Origin of the sequence: Achromobacter xylosoxidans, from assembly GCF_014490035.1 — a bacterium.
Classification (GTDB): Bacteria; Pseudomonadota; Gammaproteobacteria; order Burkholderiales; family Burkholderiaceae_B; genus Achromobacter; species Achromobacter bronchisepticus_A.
In genome coordinates this window covers 2,993,765-3,009,110 of the sequence record NZ_CP061008.1, presented here as the reverse complement: position 1 = coordinate 3,009,110, position 15,346 = coordinate 2,993,765, and the positions used below count along the sequence as shown (strand labels likewise).

16 protein-coding genes are annotated in these 15,346 nt (G+C 67.2%); 6 read left to right on the top strand and 10 right to left on the bottom strand.

Annotated elements, in window-relative coordinates; all coding sequences use genetic code 11:
* The 5 genes from IAG39_RS14095 to IAG39_RS14075 all read right to left on the bottom strand — a co-directional run bounded on the left by IAG39_RS14095 (position 1) and on the right by IAG39_RS14075 (position 5,401).
* Positions 1-1,776, bottom strand: a complete 1,776-nt coding sequence (locus IAG39_RS14095; RefSeq protein WP_059373138.1) for a GMC family oxidoreductase — start codon at positions 1,774-1,776, stop codon at positions 1-3.
* Positions 1,777-1,779: 3 nt separating this feature from the next.
* On the bottom strand, positions 1,780-2,493 hold the full coding sequence (locus IAG39_RS14090; RefSeq protein WP_059373140.1) for a gluconate 2-dehydrogenase subunit 3 family protein: 714 nt from the start codon (positions 2,491-2,493) through the stop codon (positions 1,780-1,782).
* A gap of 323 nt (positions 2,494-2,816) precedes the next feature.
* The gene (locus IAG39_RS14085) at positions 2,817-3,539 is read right to left on the bottom strand and encodes an aspartate/glutamate racemase family protein (protein ID WP_118933293.1); all 723 of its coding nucleotides are present in this window, start codon (positions 3,537-3,539) and stop codon (positions 2,817-2,819) included.
* 32 nt (positions 3,540-3,571) lie between these two features.
* Positions 3,572-4,531, bottom strand: coding sequence for a Bug family tripartite tricarboxylate transporter substrate binding protein (locus IAG39_RS14080; protein WP_165867888.1), 960 nt, complete (start codon positions 4,529-4,531; stop codon positions 3,572-3,574).
* Between the two features lie 93 nt (positions 4,532-4,624).
* Positions 4,625-5,401, bottom strand: coding sequence for a GntR family transcriptional regulator (locus tag IAG39_RS14075; RefSeq protein ID WP_118933295.1), 777 nt, complete (start codon positions 5,399-5,401; stop codon positions 4,625-4,627).
* Positions 5,402-5,578: 177 nt separating this feature from the next.
* Between IAG39_RS14075 and IAG39_RS14070 the strand changes: the two genes are divergently transcribed.
* The 4 genes from IAG39_RS14070 (at position 5,579) to IAG39_RS14055 (ending at position 8,037) form a co-directional block, all read left to right on the top strand.
* The gene (locus tag IAG39_RS14070; RefSeq protein ID WP_118933296.1) at positions 5,579-6,145 is read left to right on the top strand and encodes a hypothetical protein; all 567 of its coding nucleotides are present in this window, start codon (positions 5,579-5,581) and stop codon (positions 6,143-6,145) included.
* 154 nt (positions 6,146-6,299) lie between these two features.
* Complete coding sequence (locus IAG39_RS14065) at positions 6,300-6,896, top strand: hypothetical protein (protein WP_118933297.1); 597 nt, start codon at positions 6,300-6,302, stop codon at positions 6,894-6,896.
* Entirely contained in the window at positions 6,893-7,474 is a 582-nt protein-coding gene (locus IAG39_RS14060) for a hypothetical protein (RefSeq protein ID WP_118933298.1), read from the top strand. Before IAG39_RS14065 ends, IAG39_RS14060 begins: the two co-directional genes overlap by 4 nt.
* Positions 7,471-8,037 carry a hypothetical protein gene (locus tag IAG39_RS14055; RefSeq protein ID WP_187774104.1) on the top strand — a complete coding sequence of 189 codons (567 nt, stop codon included), beginning with the start codon at positions 7,471-7,473 and terminating at the stop codon, positions 8,035-8,037. Before IAG39_RS14060 ends, IAG39_RS14055 begins: the two co-directional genes overlap by 4 nt.
* A gap of 1 nt (position 8,038) precedes the next feature.
* On the opposite strand, the gene IAG39_RS14050 is transcribed toward IAG39_RS14055, so the two are convergent.
* Positions 8,039-9,313, bottom strand: coding sequence for a hypothetical protein (locus IAG39_RS14050; protein ID WP_118932182.1), 1,275 nt, complete (start codon positions 9,311-9,313; stop codon positions 8,039-8,041).
* 107 nt (positions 9,314-9,420) lie between these two features.
* Here IAG39_RS14050 and IAG39_RS14045 point away from each other — a divergent pair, with 107 nt between their 5' ends.
* On the top strand, positions 9,421-9,876 hold the full coding sequence (locus IAG39_RS14045) for a GNAT family N-acetyltransferase (RefSeq protein ID WP_118932181.1): 456 nt from the start codon (positions 9,421-9,423) through the stop codon (positions 9,874-9,876).
* On the opposite strand, the gene IAG39_RS14040 is transcribed toward IAG39_RS14045, so the two are convergent.
* The 3 genes from IAG39_RS14040 to IAG39_RS14030 all read right to left on the bottom strand — a co-directional run bounded on the left by IAG39_RS14040 (position 9,869) and on the right by IAG39_RS14030 (position 13,751).
* Positions 9,869-11,482, bottom strand: a complete 1,614-nt coding sequence (locus tag IAG39_RS14040; protein ID WP_118932180.1) for an ATP-binding cassette domain-containing protein — start codon at positions 11,480-11,482, stop codon at positions 9,869-9,871. The two genes, IAG39_RS14045 and IAG39_RS14040, sit on opposite strands and share 8 nt — an antisense overlap.
* Positions 11,483-11,644: 162 nt before the next feature.
* The gene (locus IAG39_RS14035) at positions 11,645-12,772 is read right to left on the bottom strand and encodes an alpha-hydroxy acid oxidase (RefSeq protein ID WP_118932179.1); all 1,128 of its coding nucleotides are present in this window, start codon (positions 12,770-12,772) and stop codon (positions 11,645-11,647) included.
* 7 nt (positions 12,773-12,779) lie between these two features.
* A complete protein-coding gene (locus IAG39_RS14030) occupies positions 12,780-13,751 on the bottom strand; it encodes a Bug family tripartite tricarboxylate transporter substrate binding protein (protein WP_118932178.1) in 972 nt (323 codons plus the stop codon).
* A 143-nt stretch (positions 13,752-13,894) separates the two neighbouring features.
* Between IAG39_RS14030 and IAG39_RS14025 the strand changes: the two genes are divergently transcribed.
* Positions 13,895-14,809 (top strand): LysR family transcriptional regulator, encoded by a 915-nt coding sequence (locus IAG39_RS14025; protein ID WP_059373173.1) that lies wholly within the window; start codon positions 13,895-13,897, stop codon positions 14,807-14,809.
* A gap of 12 nt (positions 14,810-14,821) precedes the next feature.
* Here the strand turns inward: IAG39_RS14025 and IAG39_RS14020 are convergent, their stop codons facing one another.
* Complete coding sequence (locus IAG39_RS14020) at positions 14,822-15,343, bottom strand: helix-turn-helix transcriptional regulator (protein ID WP_059373175.1); 522 nt, start codon at positions 15,341-15,343, stop codon at positions 14,822-14,824.
* Between the last annotated feature and the right edge of the window lie 3 nt (positions 15,344-15,346).

Genomic DNA, 15,346 nt, shown 5'->3' with positions numbered 1-15,346 from the left:
TTAAGCCTGGACCAGCGGGCCGGGGTTCTTCAGGTACAGGTCGCGGATCGCCTGCGCCGACCAATAGGCCAGCGCCCCGACCAGGCCGGTGGGGTTGTAGCCCATGTTCTGCGGGAACACGCAGGCGCCCATCACGAACAGGTTGGGCACGTCCCAGCTCTGCAGGTACTTGTTGACCACGCTTTCCTTGGGATTGGAGCCCATGATGGCGCCGCCCGTGTTGTGCGTGCTCTGGTAGACCCGTGTGTCGTAGCGCGCGCCCTTCTTGCGCACCCCCACGGCATACTTTTCGGGCTTCATGGCCTTGGCCACTTCTTCCATGCGCTTGCCCATGTAGCCCAGCATGTCGAATTCGTTGTCATGCCAGTCGAAGGTCATGCGCAGCAGAGGCTGGCCGAAGCTGTCCTTGTAGGTGGGGTCCAGCGACAGGTAGGCGTCGCGGTACGACATCACCGAACCGGAAATGCCTATGGTCATGTGGCGCTGGTAGGCGTCCTGCACCCCGGCCTTCCAGCCCGTGCCCCAAGTGGGCGTACCCGGCATGGTGGGCGTCTGCTTGATCGGACGGCCGCCGTAGCGCACGTGGCGGATGCTGGCGCCGCCCAGGAAACCCAGGGGACCGTGGTCGAACTGGTCGCCGTTCAGGTCGTCCATGCCCACGCCGCCCGCGCCCGTGCCCACGAAGGGGTTGAGCTGGGTGCCCTTGGGCAGCAGCACGCTGACGCCGCCGTTCATCTGGTAGGCGTAGTTCTTGCCCACCACGCCTTCATTGGTCTTGGGATCGTAGGGCTTGCCGATGCCGGACAGCAGCAGCAGGCGCACGTTGTGCATCTGGTAGGCCGACAGGATCACCAGGTCCGCCGGCTGCTCCACTTCGCGGCCTTGCGCGTCGATGTAGGTCACGCCCACGGCCTTCTTGCCGCTGGAATCCAGATTGACCTTGATCACGTGCGAATGCGTGCGCAGTTCGAAGTTGGGCTTCTTCAGCAGCACCGGCAGAATGGTGGTCTGCGGCGAGGCCTTCGAATACATGTAGCAGCCGTAGTTCTCGCAGAAACCGCAGAAATTACAGGGCCCCAGGCGCACGCCATATGGGTTGGTGTACGGACCCGAGGCATTGGCCGCGGGCGCCGGATACGGATGGAAGCCGACTTCGCGCGCCGCCTTGTCGAACAGCTGGGCGCCGTAGGTGGTGGTCAGGGGCGGCAGCGGGAATTCCTTGCTGCGCTTGCCTTCCAGCGGGTTGCCGCCTTCGACGATCTGGCCGTTCAGGTTGCCGGCCTTGCCGGAGGTGCCGCAGACGTATTCGAACTTGCTGAAGTACGGCTCCAGCTCGTCATAGGTCACGCCGAAATCCTGGATGGTCATGCCTTCAGGAATGAAGCTCTTGCCGTAGCGCGTTTCGTAACGGGTGCGCAGCTCCAGCTCTTCGGGCAACACGCGGTAGTGCATGCCGTTCCAGTGGAAGCCCGCCCCGCCCACGCCCGTGCCCAGCAGGAACGAACCGTTCTGCCGGTACGGCACGGCCACATCGTCCACGCCATGGCGGATGGTCACGGTTTCCTTGGACAGGTCCTGGAACAGCTTGCCGCGCACGGAATACGCCAGCTCGTCCGCAACCTTGGGGTACTCGGCGTCCTTGGGCGTGTCCTGCATCGCGCCGCGCTCCAGCGCCAGCACGTGCAACCCGGCCTCGGTCAGCTCCTGGCCGAGGATCGCGCCGGTCCAGCCGAACCCGACCAGCACCGCATCGACTTTGTCTTTTTTGATCGCCATGGCTTAACCCTTCTCCCCAGAGATCGACACGGGGCCGTAGGGATACTTCGCGTTGGGCTGGTCGGCCCAGTCCATGAAGTCCGCGCGCGCGCCCGGGAAACCCACCATCTTCCAGCCCACCATGTTCTTGTTGCCGCCGTACATCGGATCGGCGAAGAAACCTTCCTTCGTGTTGGAGAGCAGGAAACTGAAGAACGTCCTGGCGGGCACGCTCTCGAATTCGATCTTGCCGCCTTGCAGGTCCTTGAGGATCTGCTCTTGCAGCGCCTTGTCCAGTTCGGCATAGACCTTGCCGTGCGTCTTCACGCACCAGGCGTCACAGGCCTCGATGCCGTGGCGGTAGACCTCGCGGGGATTCTGGTTCAGCTGGTAGCCCAGTTCCGGCACCTGGTCGGTGTGGAACGGACCTTGCATGTACCAGAGCTTGCCGTGGCCGAACGGGGTTTCCATCTGGCGGTCGATGAACTCCGGCACGCCGGCCTCGATGGCGCCGGGACCGTACTGGTCTGCGGGAATCAGATGATCCACCGCGGCCACGATGAAGGCCCATTCGGCCTTGGTGAAGTAGGTGGGTTCGTAGGGCTTGGCCGCGCGCGCAGCGGCGCTATCCGGCTCGTTGGTACAGCCGGTGGTCATTGCGCCCACCGCCAGCGTCGACGCCGGCACGATGGCCAACGCCTGCAGGAACCGCCTGCGCGGCTTTGCGTCTTCTGTCATAGACATCTCCGTGAATACTCCAAGTTGTCCTAGCTACCGAACATGAACCTGGGAACACGAACCGCCGAGCTAGTGACAACACGCTCTTCGCTTACAGAAAATCGACCCGATCCCCATGACATGCAGCTTGGGAAAGGGTGCGCACATTATGCGCTTTTTAAGCCATCTGATACGCTCAACCAACCATATCAGATCGATTTTCTTGACATGAAAATAAGTTTTTCATTAAGGACAAAGTAAGAAACCCGCTTGCGCGGGTTTCATGTCACTGCGGTGCGCGGCTAGCGCGCGATTGCGGCCTTGCCGCCGGCGAGCCGCTATCGTCAGGACTCGTCGAACAGCCGGCCGTATCCGGGCCTTGCCTTGGCCCCTCCCCCCGCAAGCCGCACGGCATCCCAGAACCCCGCCGGCGAACTCGACACCACTGGCACGCCCAGGCGGCGCTCGACTTCGGGTATGGCGTCCAGCGTCAGCAAGCCGCCGCAAGACAACAGGATGCCGTCGCTATCGGGCGCCGTTTCGAAGGCACGCACGCACAGGTCGACCAGCGTGGCCGTATCCACGCGCGCCATGGCCTCCACGCCCGTGATGCCAAGGCTGCGGCAGCCGGTGGGAACCAGGCTCTCTTCGGCCAGGAATGCCGCAAGGCGCTCGTTCACATCGTCGATATAGGCCGTCGCCAACGCGACGCGGCGCACGCCCAGGGCGCGCAATCCGTTCAGGACCGCCGTGCTCATGGTCGTGCATGGCAGTCCCGTGGCTTCGCGCATCGCTACGGTCAACGCTGCATTGAAGGCCGCGCCCCGGTAGAAGCTGAGCGAGGTGCCCATCAGCGAAACCACCGCCGCGCCCTGCTCTTGCAGGCGGCGCGCATGGTCCACCACCGATTCGATCACCGCGTCATAGCCTTCCGGGGTGACCGAGCCCAGCCCCAGCCCGCTGGCAATGAAGGGCAGATCGGGATAGAGCCGCGCCCCATCCGCCGGCACCAGACCCGCGGCGGGCGGCACGATCATGCCGATGGTGGGAGTGCTTGCTTGCTGCATGAAAAGTTCTCCTACTGTGGATACCGAAAATCTCAAGGGGCGAAGGTCAGCTTGGCGCGCGAGATCAGGTCGACCCAGCGCTGCTCCTGCGCGGGCAGCCACGCGGCGAGCGCGTCGGCGGGCTGGTAGCGCACCAGCGAACCCTGCGCGATGAAAGCTTCCCGCAGCTTGGCGTCGGCCAATACCTGCGGCAGCGCCTGCGTGATCCTTGCCAGCGCGGCAGGCGGCGTCTTGGCTGGCGCCAGCAGGAAGATCGCCGGGGTCGCGTCAAAGCCCGGCAGCGTCTCTGCCACGGTCGGCACATCCGGCAAGCCCGGGAACCGCTCTGCGCCCAGCACCGCCAGAATGCGTATGCGCCCCGCGCTTGCCTGCGGAATCACCGCCGGCAGGCTGGAAATGGCGGACGACACCTGATCCGATGCGACCGCCTGGGTGGCCGGGCTGCCGCCCTTGTATGGCACATGCACCAGATCCACGTCGGCCATGGACTTGATCAGTTCGCCACCCAGATGATGCATGGAGCCCACCCCCACCGAGGCGTAGGTGTAGCGGCCCGGCTCCTTGCGCGCCATGGCCAGCAGGTCCGGCAGCGTGCGCGCCGGGCTGGCTGCGGGCACCGCCAAGGCCAGCCCGGCGTCGCCCACCATGGCGACCGGCGTGAAGCTCGTGTTCATCCGGTAATTGACCTTCGGATAGATGTGCGGCGCAAGCAGCAGCGAGGTATCCGCCAACAGCAAGGTCGCGCCGTCGGGCTCGGCGCGCGCCACCACGTCGGCGGCGATGGTGCCTCCTGCCCCCGCGCGATTTTCCACCACCACCGGCCGGTCGATCGCCTGCGCCAGCCCCTGGGCCAACAGGCGCGCCAAGGTATCGACGCCGCCGCCCGGCGAGAACCCGACCACGATCTTGACCGGCGTGGCCTGCGCCTGCGCGGCCGGACTGGCGGCGGCGATGAACAAGGCGGCCGCAAGGCCTGCAACTCGATGGAACACGGCTAGTCTCCTGCTTCTGTTTTTGATCGATGGCGCAAAAACGCCGGACAGCATCGCGCCCCGGTCGGCGCCGGTAAACGCGGTGGACAAGGTTCAATTGACCGGCTTGGTATGCCTGCCCGCGGTGCGCGGGCCATACAGCCAGGCAAGCGTGGCCGCGGCCGGCGCGGCCTGCTCCGCGGCGCGCATGCTGCCTACCGCGGCGTACAGCCCCTGCGGAAAGCGCTCGGCGAACTCGCGGAACTGCTGCCCGCCCTCGACGATGTGGCGGGTGGCGGCCTGCGAGGCCGCACGCTCGTCGCCGTCCAGCACCGCCTCCAGCACGCCGGCGTGTTCCCGCCAGGAACAGGCAAGGCGGCCCGGCTGGTCGAAATGCCGCAGCCGGTACGGATGGGTGCGCTTGCGTATCGCCATGATCTGCTGGATCAGGTAGCTGTTGCCGCTGGCGCGATAGAGGATGTCGTGGAACGCGAGATTCGCCGCGGCGTAGCCGCCGGGACGGCTTGCGGCCCGGGCCGGCTCGGCGTCGCGGTGCGCAGCCAGCAGTTCGGCGCGCCCGGCCTGGGTGATGCGCTGGCTGGCCAGCCCCGCGCACAGCCCTTCCAGATAGGCCAGGGTTTCGAACATATTGGCCAGTTCGCCGGGTTCCAGCGCCGCCACGAAGATGCCGACACGCGGCTTGATGTGCACGAAGCCCTGGGCCGAAAGCTGCAGCAAGGCGTCCCGCACGGGCGTGCGCGAAACGCCGCAACGTTGCGCCAACAACGCCTCGTCCAGCGCCAGGCCCGGAGGCAACTCGGCATTGACGATCTGATCCTCCAGCGTCTGCCGTATCCGATCAGCCGCCGTGGCGGGGTAAGGCTTCTGCATCACGATTCCTAGCGGGCAACAGTGGAAGAATTATCGTCAGGGAGATCTGATATATCAACGCACGCCCGCGCTCCGGCAAGCCGCGCGCCGTTCTGATTTTCTTGACAGGAAAACGCCTTCTGCATTAATGACAAGGCATGCCGCGCTGGACGCGATCCGCACACCTATGGATATCCAATGAACGACAAGACCAAGACTTGGCGCAGCACCACGACGACGCGCAGCTGGAGCGCCGCGCAGGACCTGACGCCCGAACAGCGCGCCAACATCGAAGCACTGCTGGACGGCGGGATGGACGGCGCCACGGTCAACGAGACCTGGAGCTATGCAGGCACCGAAAACGGCGAGTCCTTCAAGGTCGAGATCAAGAACGGCGCGGTCACGGTCAATGGCCGCAAGTACGACAGCCTGGACGGCGTGCCGCGCGCCGAACGCGAACGCATCGAGGCATTGCGCGCCGGCCAGGGCGACGGCGGCCTGTGGGACATGCTGCGCAATGCCGGCGTGGACGTGGAGAACCTCGCGCCGGGATTGAAGCCGCAGGACGCCAAGCCTGAATTCGTGATCGAGACCGATGACCCGGCGCCGACCCGCGCCCCGGCCGCATCCGCTCAGTCCGCCCCGAACACGGGCCTGCCGCCGGGCGCCGTGCCGCCCAAGGGCGGCGGCCTGCGCAGGACGCTGCTGATAGGCGTCGCGATCGGCCTGGGCTGGTGGGTGGCGCGGGCGCTGAACCTGTTCTGAGGCATGCTCCCGGCGAATTGTTTCAAAACTTGGCCGCCGCACGTGGCAACGCCATGCGCGACATGCATGGAAACATAAGGACAGAACCCGCCAGGAGCAGCGCGCCTACGATCTGGGATTCCCGATGCGCGCCATCTGCGCGCCTGGAGTCCGGATGCGCGTACTGCACTCGCTCAGAGCCCGTATCGCCGCCAGCCTGGCAGGCATAGGCTCTCTGCTCGCCGCGGCCAGCGTCGCGATTTACGGCGCCTACGGCAAGCTCAACCGCGCGTCCGAACCGGTATATGGCCCAGATGTCTCGATCCAGACCGGCCAGTGGCAGGTGGTGCCGCGCCGCGCCTGGACCGCGTCCACCCCCAAGGTCTACGGCGTGCCGATCAAGCCAGGTGCCACCGCGCTGGTGGTCGAGGCCGACCTCACCAACCGCACGGCCGAATCGAGCGCCGACTATCTCGGACTGCTGCGCTGGAATGCGCCGCTGGGAGCGGCTGCCGGCAAGCCCATGGTGGTCGGCCTGCGCGACTCGCAGCAAATGCCTTATCTGCAGCCCGGCCTGCCCGAGCGCATGGCCTTCGTCTGGATGCTGCCGGCCGCGGCCGCGGCGCCCGTGCGCACCGCGCTTGCCCTGCAGAGCAAGATCTACAAGCCCGTCGACAATCTGTATGGCGCGCCGGGCTGGTTCAATCCCGCGAACGTGGGCCGGATCGAGTTGCCGATAGCCCCGGACGGCGCACCGGAGTCAGCGCCATGAGCGCGCGGCTGGGCACGCTGCTGCTGGTGCTGGCCGCCGCGCTGGCCCTGTACGCCATGCAGCGCAGCACGCCCCGCTACATGGCGCTGACCGGACCCATCACGGCAAGCGGCGCAATGGGACAGACGGTGAGCGCCAGGCAGTTCGACGTCACCGTGGAGCGCGTGCAGTTCGCGCAGCAATTGCACTACCGCAGCCTGAGCGCTACGCAGACGCGCACGACGGGCGGCGTATGGGCCATCGTCTGGCTGCGCCTGGCGGCCCGGGACACGTCGGCCACTGTCGGCGAAGCCGCCTGGCTCGGACCCGACGGCCTGGCCTACCGCCACACGGACCGTCTCGTGCTCGCGCGCAACCAGCCGCCCCACGCCGTGGAACCGGGCCTGCCGCGCACCGTGCGGCTGGTGTTCGAGATCCGGCCCGATCAGGCGCGCGACGCCACGCTGCTGCTGTCCGCGCGCTATGACCCGCGCCTGGATTCGCAGGTGCGCATTGCGCTGGACGACATCCCGCTGGACGCCTCCGGCCAGCCCGTCAGCGCCGCCAGCTACGATCTCGAACAGGAGGCCGCCCCATGAACGATGCGGCCGCGAGCGAACGCCGCTGGCGCCGCCGCAGCCTCTGGCTGCTGCCCATCCTGCTGGCCCTGACGCTGTACTGGAGCGCCCGCGACAGCGTGGCACGCTGGCTCGGGGGCCGCGAACTGCAGCCGCGCGAGATAGCGGCTGGCGCGCAGGCGCCGCTAGGCGGCGCGCAATGGCAGCTGCGGCAATTCGCGGTGCTGGAACCGCCGGCCGGCAGGGGCTGGCAGCCCGGCTCGCGCGCCGCGCTGGCCGCCTTCTCCGTGCAGGTGCAATCCGCCGATCTGCCCACGCGCTGGCGCGGCTGCCGCATTGCGCTGCATGATGCGCAGGGGCGCACCTGGCTGCCCGCCATCGCCCCGGCCTTGCGCCTGCCGCGCGGCACCGCGCGCGGCTGCGTGGCCGCGGCCCACAGCGGCGCCGCCCCCGGCGCCAGCGTCGAAATCATGGAAGCCTTCATGGTGCCCGCCGACGCAGCCGCGCCCTGGTCGATCACCGTGTCCATCGATGCCGAGCGGCCCGCCTACCTGCGCTTCGCGCCGCCGGATCCTGCCGGCTGACTCATGCCGCGGGCGCGGGCGCCGCGCTGCGCATCTTCCAGGGCGCGTAAGCGCATTCCAGCACGGCGGCAAGAAAGCAGATGCGCAGGGGCTCGATCAGCAGGCCCGTGGAAGAATCGCGGAACGGACTGCCGAACAGCAGCGAAACGCCATGCGCCAGCACCTGCCAGGTATCCAGGTCGTTCGGACCGATCAGGCGCGCCGCGCCGTACCACAGCCACGCGGCGCCCCAGTCGATCAGGCGGTAGCCCACGATGAGCGTGACCAGCAGCAGCGCGCTGCTGTGAAAGGCCAACCGCACGCCGCTGGCCAGCGGCAGATAACGCTTGCGGTAGCCGGCCACGAAATGCTCGATGAAATCGCGCAGAAAACGCGGCACCGCGCGGTAGCGGTCGCCCAGCCGTTGCAGCCGTTCATAGCGCCTGAGATCGGCATCGTCGCGCACGTCATAGCCATAGACCAACGCGGCCATCACCAGCCATATCACCGGCAACAAGGCATAGAAGAACAGGCTGATCAGCGCCGTGCCCAGGCCGGGCCCTTGCGCCTCCACGGGCGTCATGCCCGCCGCCCAGGCATTCGTGACGGGCGTCAGCATGTTCATCAGGGACTGCAGCAACGCCTCCAGGCCGCGCCGGTCGGCCAGCCACTGCCACGCCTGGTCCTTCCAGCGGCTGATGACGTACAAGCCGATCAGCACCCAGTTGGTTTCGCATAGCACCACCAGCCATTGCCAGCGGCCCTTGCCCGTGCGGTCGCGCGCCGTCACCGCCGCCTTGCGCACCAGCCACGAAATCGCCACCGAGACCAGCAGCCAGCGGGAATCCAGCGCGTCCAGCACGTTGCCGTGCTCGCCCAGCGGATCCAGCCCGTAGGCCAGGCGCGAGTATTGCCGCACGATGTCGCCCAGAAAGCCCCAGGCCGCGTAGTAGGCGAAGAACGGCAGCAAGGCCACCGTCAACGCCTGCCCCAGCCGCCCTCTGCTCCCGCCCGTCTCCGCCTGCCCGGCGCGCGCCGCTTCCTGCGCGCCGCGCAAGGCCGGCAGCCCCGGCAGCAGCACCAGAAACATCGCGACGGTGGTCACCAACTGAGCCAGCGCCACCAGCGTAAGCACGGCCAGGCCGGCGAGGTGGTTGGCAAAGCCGGTCTGCGCCGCCACCCACAGCAGCACATCGCGGGCCAGCGTGCCTGCCAGCACCAGCGCCATCAATTGCGGCCAGAACCGCAGCCACAGCCGGCCGGTGAGCGCCCATGGCGCGAGTATGGACTCGAGCATGCCTACACCCTGCAGTGCGCGGATTGAAGCGGACGATGTTAATGCCGCCGGGACGCGCGGAGTGTTACCGCTCGCCACGATTGCGCACAGGGTGTCAATATGCGGACATGAGCACATTGACATTCCGCCCCGCCACCGCCGATGACGTCCCTGCCTGCGTGACGATCCGAGGCCAGACCAGAGAGAACGCTTTTTCCGTGGAGCAACTGCGCGCGCTAGGCATCACCGAGGACAACTGGGCCGCCGGCGTACGCGCGGGCGATCTGCGCGGCTTCGTCGCCTGTGCGGACGGCCGTGTGACGGGCTACTGCTTCGGCGACCGCGAGACCGGTGAAATCGTGGTGCTGGCCCTGCTGCCCGAAAGCGAAAACCAGGGCGCAGGCAAGGCGCTGCTGCGGTTGATGGTCCAGCATCTGGCAAGCCTGGGACACGAACGCCTGTTCCTCGCCTGCGCCAGCGATCCCGCCGTGCGCTCCCATGGCTTCTACCGCCACCTGGGTTGGACGCCCACCGGAGAACGCGATGACGCCGGCGACGACATCCTGGAACTGTCGATCAGATAGTTTCCAGGCGCCAGCCGCCGCTGCCCGCGGCCAGCCGGTGCGTCAGGTCCAGGCTGTCCATGAACGCGTCGTCATGGGACACCACGACCAGGGCGCCCCGGTAGGCGCGCAGCATCGCCTCCAATGCCTGCATCGACGGCAGATCCAGGTGATTGCTGGGTTCATCCAGCAACAGCAGCTGCGCGGGCGGGTCCGCGTACAGCGCGCAGGCCAGCGCGGCCTTCAGGCGCTCTCCTCCACTGAGTTCGCCGCTGGGCGCCGCGATCTTGCGCGCGTCCAGCCCCAGCTGGGCCAGGCGCGTGCGCAAGTCGGCTTGCGTCGCGCCGCGATTGGCCGCTTGCAGCTGCGCCAGCACGGACTGCTGCGGTGCCAGCATGGCTAATCGTTGATCCAGATACACGGCCTTTGCCGCGACTCGGCAGGTTCCGCCCGATGCCTGCAGCTGCCCCGCCAGCACCTTGAGCAAGGTCGACTTGCCGCAACCGTTCGGACCGACCACGCCCACGCGCTGCCGCCCGCTCAGCGCAAGGTCGATGCGGCGCGTGGCGGCCGGGACGAACGGCAGCTCCACCGCGTCCAGCTCGGCGACGCGCCGCTGCGCTGGCATTGCGGCTGGCGGCGCATGCAACACGATGGCGTCCTGCTCGTCGATCTGCCCAGCCGCCTCGCGCACGCGCAAGGCAAGCTGCTCGCTGGCGGCCTCATGCTGGCGACGCAGCTTGCCGGCGGAGGTTTCGCTGCGCGCCTTCTGCCGGCCCAGCAGGATCTTGGCCTGATTGGCGTCGCGCGCCTGCCGGTTGCCGCGCGCCTGGCGGCGCTCCTGGCGTTCGCGCTGTTCGCGCAGGGCCTGTTCTTCGCGTTGGCGCTCATGCTTGCGCTGCTCCAGCAGCGACAGCGCGCGGCCCCGTTCCTCTTCCTTGCGCTGCGCATAAAAGCTGTAGCCGCCGCCATACCCGCGCAACCCAAGCGGCGACAATTCCACGATGCGTTGCATCGCCTCCAGCAATTGCCGGTCGTGGCTGATCACCAGCAAACCGCGCGGCCAGCGTCGCAGCTGTTCGGCCAGGGCCAGCCGGTTCGGCCTGTCCAGGTGGTTGGTGGGTTCGTCCAGGATCAGGAAGTCGGCGTCCGACAGCAAGGCGCCGATCAGGGCGACACGCATGGTCTCGCCGCCGCTGAGCGCGGCGGCCGGCGTCGCGGCATCCAGGTGGCCCAGGCCGCAGCGTTCCAGTTCCTGCTGCAACGCAAGGCGCGCATCCCAGCGCTCGCCCACGATGTCGAAGTCCTCGGCGGCGGCGCTGCCCGCTTCGATGCGTCCCAGCGTAGCCAGCGTGGCCTGCATGCCCGCCAGGCCGGCCACGGTTTCCGCCGCGCCAGGCGCCGCCTGCTGGGCCAGGTAATGCACGCTGCCCGAACGCAGGCAGCGGCCGTGGGCCGGCGGCAGTTGTCCGGCAAGAATGCGGGCCAGCACGCTCTTGCCCACGCCATTGCGGCCCACCAGCCCGGCAGGCCGCAGGTCGAACTGTTCGTCGAGACCGGAGAATAATGTTCTGCCGTCCGGCAGAACATAAGACACGCCTTCCAGCGCGATATAGGGATTCGTCATGTGCAATTCCAAGGATGCCAAGAACTCCCCCTGCTCTTTGGGGGTGGGTGGAGACTGGCCGTCGCGAAGACGGCGGCATCAGTGGCGCATGGCGAATGACTCCTGGTGAGGTGATGAATGCGGCATTGTAAGAGCGACGGCGGCGCGGGCGCAAAGGTAAGGCTATGCCTGCTCCCGCCGCGCGCCACAAGCGCCAGTCCGTCCCGACAGGATCATGGTGCGCTCGTAGTCTTCCGCCAGCAAACGCATCACATCGGCCACACCCTGCGCGCCGCCGCAAGCCAGGCCATACAGCGCGGGCCGCCCGATGAATACGGCGCGCGCGCCCAGAGACTGGGCACGCACGATGTCCGCGCCGCTGCGCACGCCGCTGTCCAGGAATACCGGGATGCGGTCGGCGACCGCGTCGACGATCCCGGGCAGCACGCTGATCGACGAAGGCGCGGCATCCAGTTGGCGGCCGCCGTGGTTGGACACGATGAGGCCGTCCACGCCATGCCGCGCCGCCAGGACGGCATCCTCGCGATGCAGCACGCCTTTCAACAGCAAGGGGCCATCCCACAGGCTGCGCAGCCAGCGCAGGCTGTCCCAGGTCAATGAACGGTCCATGCTGCGCGCAAGCAGGGATGCCTGCACTTCCATGGACAGGGATTCGTCGGCGTGTGCAGCCAGGTTCACGAAGCGCGGCGGGCCACCGCGCAGCATGCGCAGCGCCCACCCGGGCCGCCGCGCCACGTCCCAGGCGATCCGAGGCGTGATCCGGAACGGCATGGAAAAGCCGTTGCGCACATCGCGCCAGCGCCTGCCGCCCACCGGCACGTCAGCCGTCAGGACCAGCGCACGGTAGTCCGCCGCGCGCGCCCGCCGCACGAGCTGTTCGGCCAGCCGGCGGTCCTGCATTACATATAGCTGCAGCCATTGTTCGCCGCCGCCAGCGATGGCGCGCACGTCCTCGGCCCGCTGGTTCGAGGCGGTGGACTGGACAAACGGCACGCCCATTTCCGCCGCCGCCCGCGCCAGCATGCCGTCGCCGCCGGGGCGGATCACGCCATTCAGGCCGGTGGGCGCCAGCGCAAACGGTTGCCGCCAGACCGATCCGTACACCTCAACCGAAGCGTCGACTTCTCGGGTATCCCTGAGCACCCGCGGCGTCAGCCGGATCCGCTCGAAGTCTTCCCGGTTGGCCCGCAGGCAGGTTTCGTGCTCCGCGCCCCCGTCCACGAACTCGAACACGAAACGGGGCAGCACCTTGCTGGCCCGGTTTCGGTAATCCTCCATCGTCAACAGCACGCCGCACCTACTGCAGGGTGATGCCGCGTTCGCGGATGATCTTGCCCCAGCGGCTGTTCTCGCCCGCCACGAAGCTTGCCATCTGGTCCGGCGAACTGAACCAGGGTTCGACCGCGATGTTGGCGTAGAAATCGATGACCGCCTGCGTCTTCAGCGCCGCCGCCAGCCCCTGGTTCAACGCGTCCACGGTGGCGCGGGGGGTGCCGGCGGGAACCAGCATGCCCTGCCACGCGAACGCCTCAAAATCCTTCAAGCCCTGTTCATGCAGCGTGGGGATGTCCGGGAAATTCTTCATCCGCTGCGGGCTGGCCACGCCCAGCACCTTGAGCCTGCCCGTCTTCATCTGAGGCACCACCGTGGAAGCGTCCATCAAGGCGAAGGACACCGCGCCTGCCATCAAGTCCGTTACCGCCGGCGCGCCGCCGCGGTAGGCGACGTGCGTCATTTTCAAGCCGGTGCGCTCGCGGAACAGTTCGGCGGCCAGGTGCTGGGGAGAGCCCACGCCGGAACTGGCGAAATTGGCGCTGTCCGGATTGGCGCGCGCCCATTGCAGGAACTCGTCCAGGTTGCTGGCCGGCACCTTGCTGGAGACCACCAGCAGTATCGGATAGCGGGCATACAGGCCGACCGAGACGAAGTCCCGGGCGCTGTCGTAAGGCAGGCTGGCGAACAGATGCGGATTGGCCGCCAGGGTGGCGAAGTCGCCCGTGAAGACGATGTTGCCATTGGCGCGGGTATTGGCCACATAGGCCGCGGCGATGTTGGTGGCCCCGCCCGGCTTGTTGCTGACGAAGAAACTGCGCCCCATCTGCGCGCCCACGCTTTCGGCCAGCTTGCGCGCAATGGCGTCGGAGCCCCCGCCCACGGGATAGGGATGGACCCATTCAATGGGCTTGTCGCTGGCCTGGGCCCAACAGGCCGCCGCGCCCGAGCCGGCCGCCAGTACAAACAGCGCTTTCAGGAACAAACGTTTCTGCATGTCGCTACTCTCCATGTGTGTATGCCGCGCATGTCCCTGCTCAGTTGCCGACCGCGGGACAGGCCGTATTGGATGGAGAGAGTGTGAGGCCGCTCCTCATTCCTGAAAATTGTTATTTAGCGCATAAGTCATTACATTTCGGTATGGCATACAACCTCAATGAATTGCGCGCGTTCCTTGCGGTGCTGGACGAAGGCTCACTCGGCAAGGCAGCGGACAAAATGAACCTGACGCAGCCCGCTCTCAGCCGCATCGTCAAGCGTCTTGAAGCGGCTGTCGGCGAACCGCTGTTCGAGCGGCATTCCGGCGGCATGCGCCTGACGGCATACGGCAAGGCCCTGGCGCCGCACGCGCAACTGCTATGCCGCGAAGAAAAGATCGCCCGCGATGAAATGAACCGCATGCGCGGCCTGGCGACAGGCGCGCTGCGCCTGGGCGTCACCGCGGGCGCGTCCGCCCTCTTCATCCCCAAGGCGCTGGAAGCGTTCCTGGCTAAGTGGCCTGGCATCGCCATCGATGTGGTCGAGGGAATCTGGGACGAATTGGCTACGGCGCTGGACAGCTATCAGGTCGACCTGGTGATTGCCCCGGAAGCGCCCGAGACCGCCAGCATCGTGTCTGCGCGCAACTGCGCATGGCAAGAAAGCATGAACGTCGTCGTCGGCGCCGGCCACCCGCGACAGGGCGACGCGGCGGTGAGCATGGAGGCCTTGCTGGAAGAGCGCTGGTGCTTCGTGCCGCAACGCACAGAGCCGCACAACCGGCTCATGTCGCTGTTCAAGGCCCGGGGCCTGCCCGCGCCGGCCATCGCGGTTTCCAGCACGTCGATTCCGCTGATCAAGAGCCTGGTCGCGTACTCCGGCTTCGTCAGTTGGTTGACACGACCCATGTACGGCGCCGAACTCAAGGCCGGCCTGATCCATGAACTGCGGGTGGACGGACTGGACCATGAGCGCAGATTTTCAGCCTACCATCGGCGTGTAGGCATACTGCCGGGGCCGGCCCTGCGCTTCCTGGACGAAATCAGGAGGCTGGCGCGGGCAGGCGCGCCAACGTAGGCGCAATGCTCGTCACACCAGCGTTTCCAGTTCCTTGGAGGCAGCACGCGAAACGCGCTGCCCTTCCTTTGCGGCGTTGACCTGCAAGGCCACGCGGGCCACGTCCATGACCTGCTCGACCTGCGGATAGCCGCCCTTGGCCTGCAACCACGCCAGCACGTCCGCCAGGTGCCAGATCGAGGTGCTGCCCTCGTGGACCGGCAGCGGAAAGCTGTCCGGATACGCCAGCATCAGCTTGCGCATGTTCTGGCGGGAAACCCCGACGATCTCGGCCACATCGGTCAAGCCCACCAGATCGGGCGCGGCCTCGATCAGCTTCGCGGTTGGAACCGCGCGCCTGACGTCTCCAAGGGCCGAGCGCACCGCGGCTTCCGCGCTTTCAGATTCGCGGGTGAACGCCAGCGCAATGCGCCCCGGCAGCCCGGTGCCAACCAGGGCATCGTCGCAACCGGCCGCACCCAGGCGTTCGACCAGCGCATCGATGTCGTGATCGACGTCCGCAAGCTGGTACTTCAAGGTAAAGGTGTATTCCATCGC

Coding starts and splice junctions, on each gene's coding strand:
- IAG39_RS14095 (WP_059373138.1), bottom strand. CDS start 1,776: ATGGCGATCAAAAAAGACAAAGTCGATGCGGTGCTGGTCGGGTTCGGC.
- IAG39_RS14090 (WP_059373140.1), bottom strand. CDS start 2,493: ATGACAGAAGACGCAAAGCCGCGCAGGCGGTTCCTGCAGGCGTTGGCC.
- IAG39_RS14085 (WP_118933293.1), bottom strand. CDS start 3,539: ATGCAGCAAGCAAGCACTCCCACCATCGGCATGATCGTGCCGCCCGCC.
- IAG39_RS14075 (WP_118933295.1), bottom strand. CDS start 5,401: ATGCAGAAGCCTTACCCCGCCACGGCGGCTGATCGGATACGGCAGACG.
- IAG39_RS14070 (WP_118933296.1), top strand. CDS start 5,579: ATGAACGACAAGACCAAGACTTGGCGCAGCACCACGACGACGCGCAGC.
- IAG39_RS14065 (WP_118933297.1), top strand. CDS start 6,300: ATGCGCGTACTGCACTCGCTCAGAGCCCGTATCGCCGCCAGCCTGGCA.
- IAG39_RS14060 (WP_118933298.1), top strand. CDS start 6,893: ATGAGCGCGCGGCTGGGCACGCTGCTGCTGGTGCTGGCCGCCGCGCTG.
- IAG39_RS14055 (WP_187774104.1), top strand. CDS start 7,471: ATGAACGATGCGGCCGCGAGCGAACGCCGCTGGCGCCGCCGCAGCCTC.
- IAG39_RS14050 (WP_118932182.1), bottom strand. CDS start 9,313: ATGCTCGAGTCCATACTCGCGCCATGGGCGCTCACCGGCCGGCTGTGG.
- IAG39_RS14045 (WP_118932181.1), top strand. CDS start 9,421: ATGAGCACATTGACATTCCGCCCCGCCACCGCCGATGACGTCCCTGCC.
- IAG39_RS14040 (WP_118932180.1), bottom strand. CDS start 11,482: ATGACGAATCCCTATATCGCGCTGGAAGGCGTGTCTTATGTTCTGCCG.
- IAG39_RS14030 (WP_118932178.1), bottom strand. CDS start 13,751: ATGCAGAAACGTTTGTTCCTGAAAGCGCTGTTTGTACTGGCGGCCGGC.
- IAG39_RS14025 (WP_059373173.1), top strand. CDS start 13,895: ATGGCATACAACCTCAATGAATTGCGCGCGTTCCTTGCGGTGCTGGAC.
- IAG39_RS14020 (WP_059373175.1), bottom strand. CDS start 15,343: ATGGAATACACCTTTACCTTGAAGTACCAGCTTGCGGACGTCGATCAC.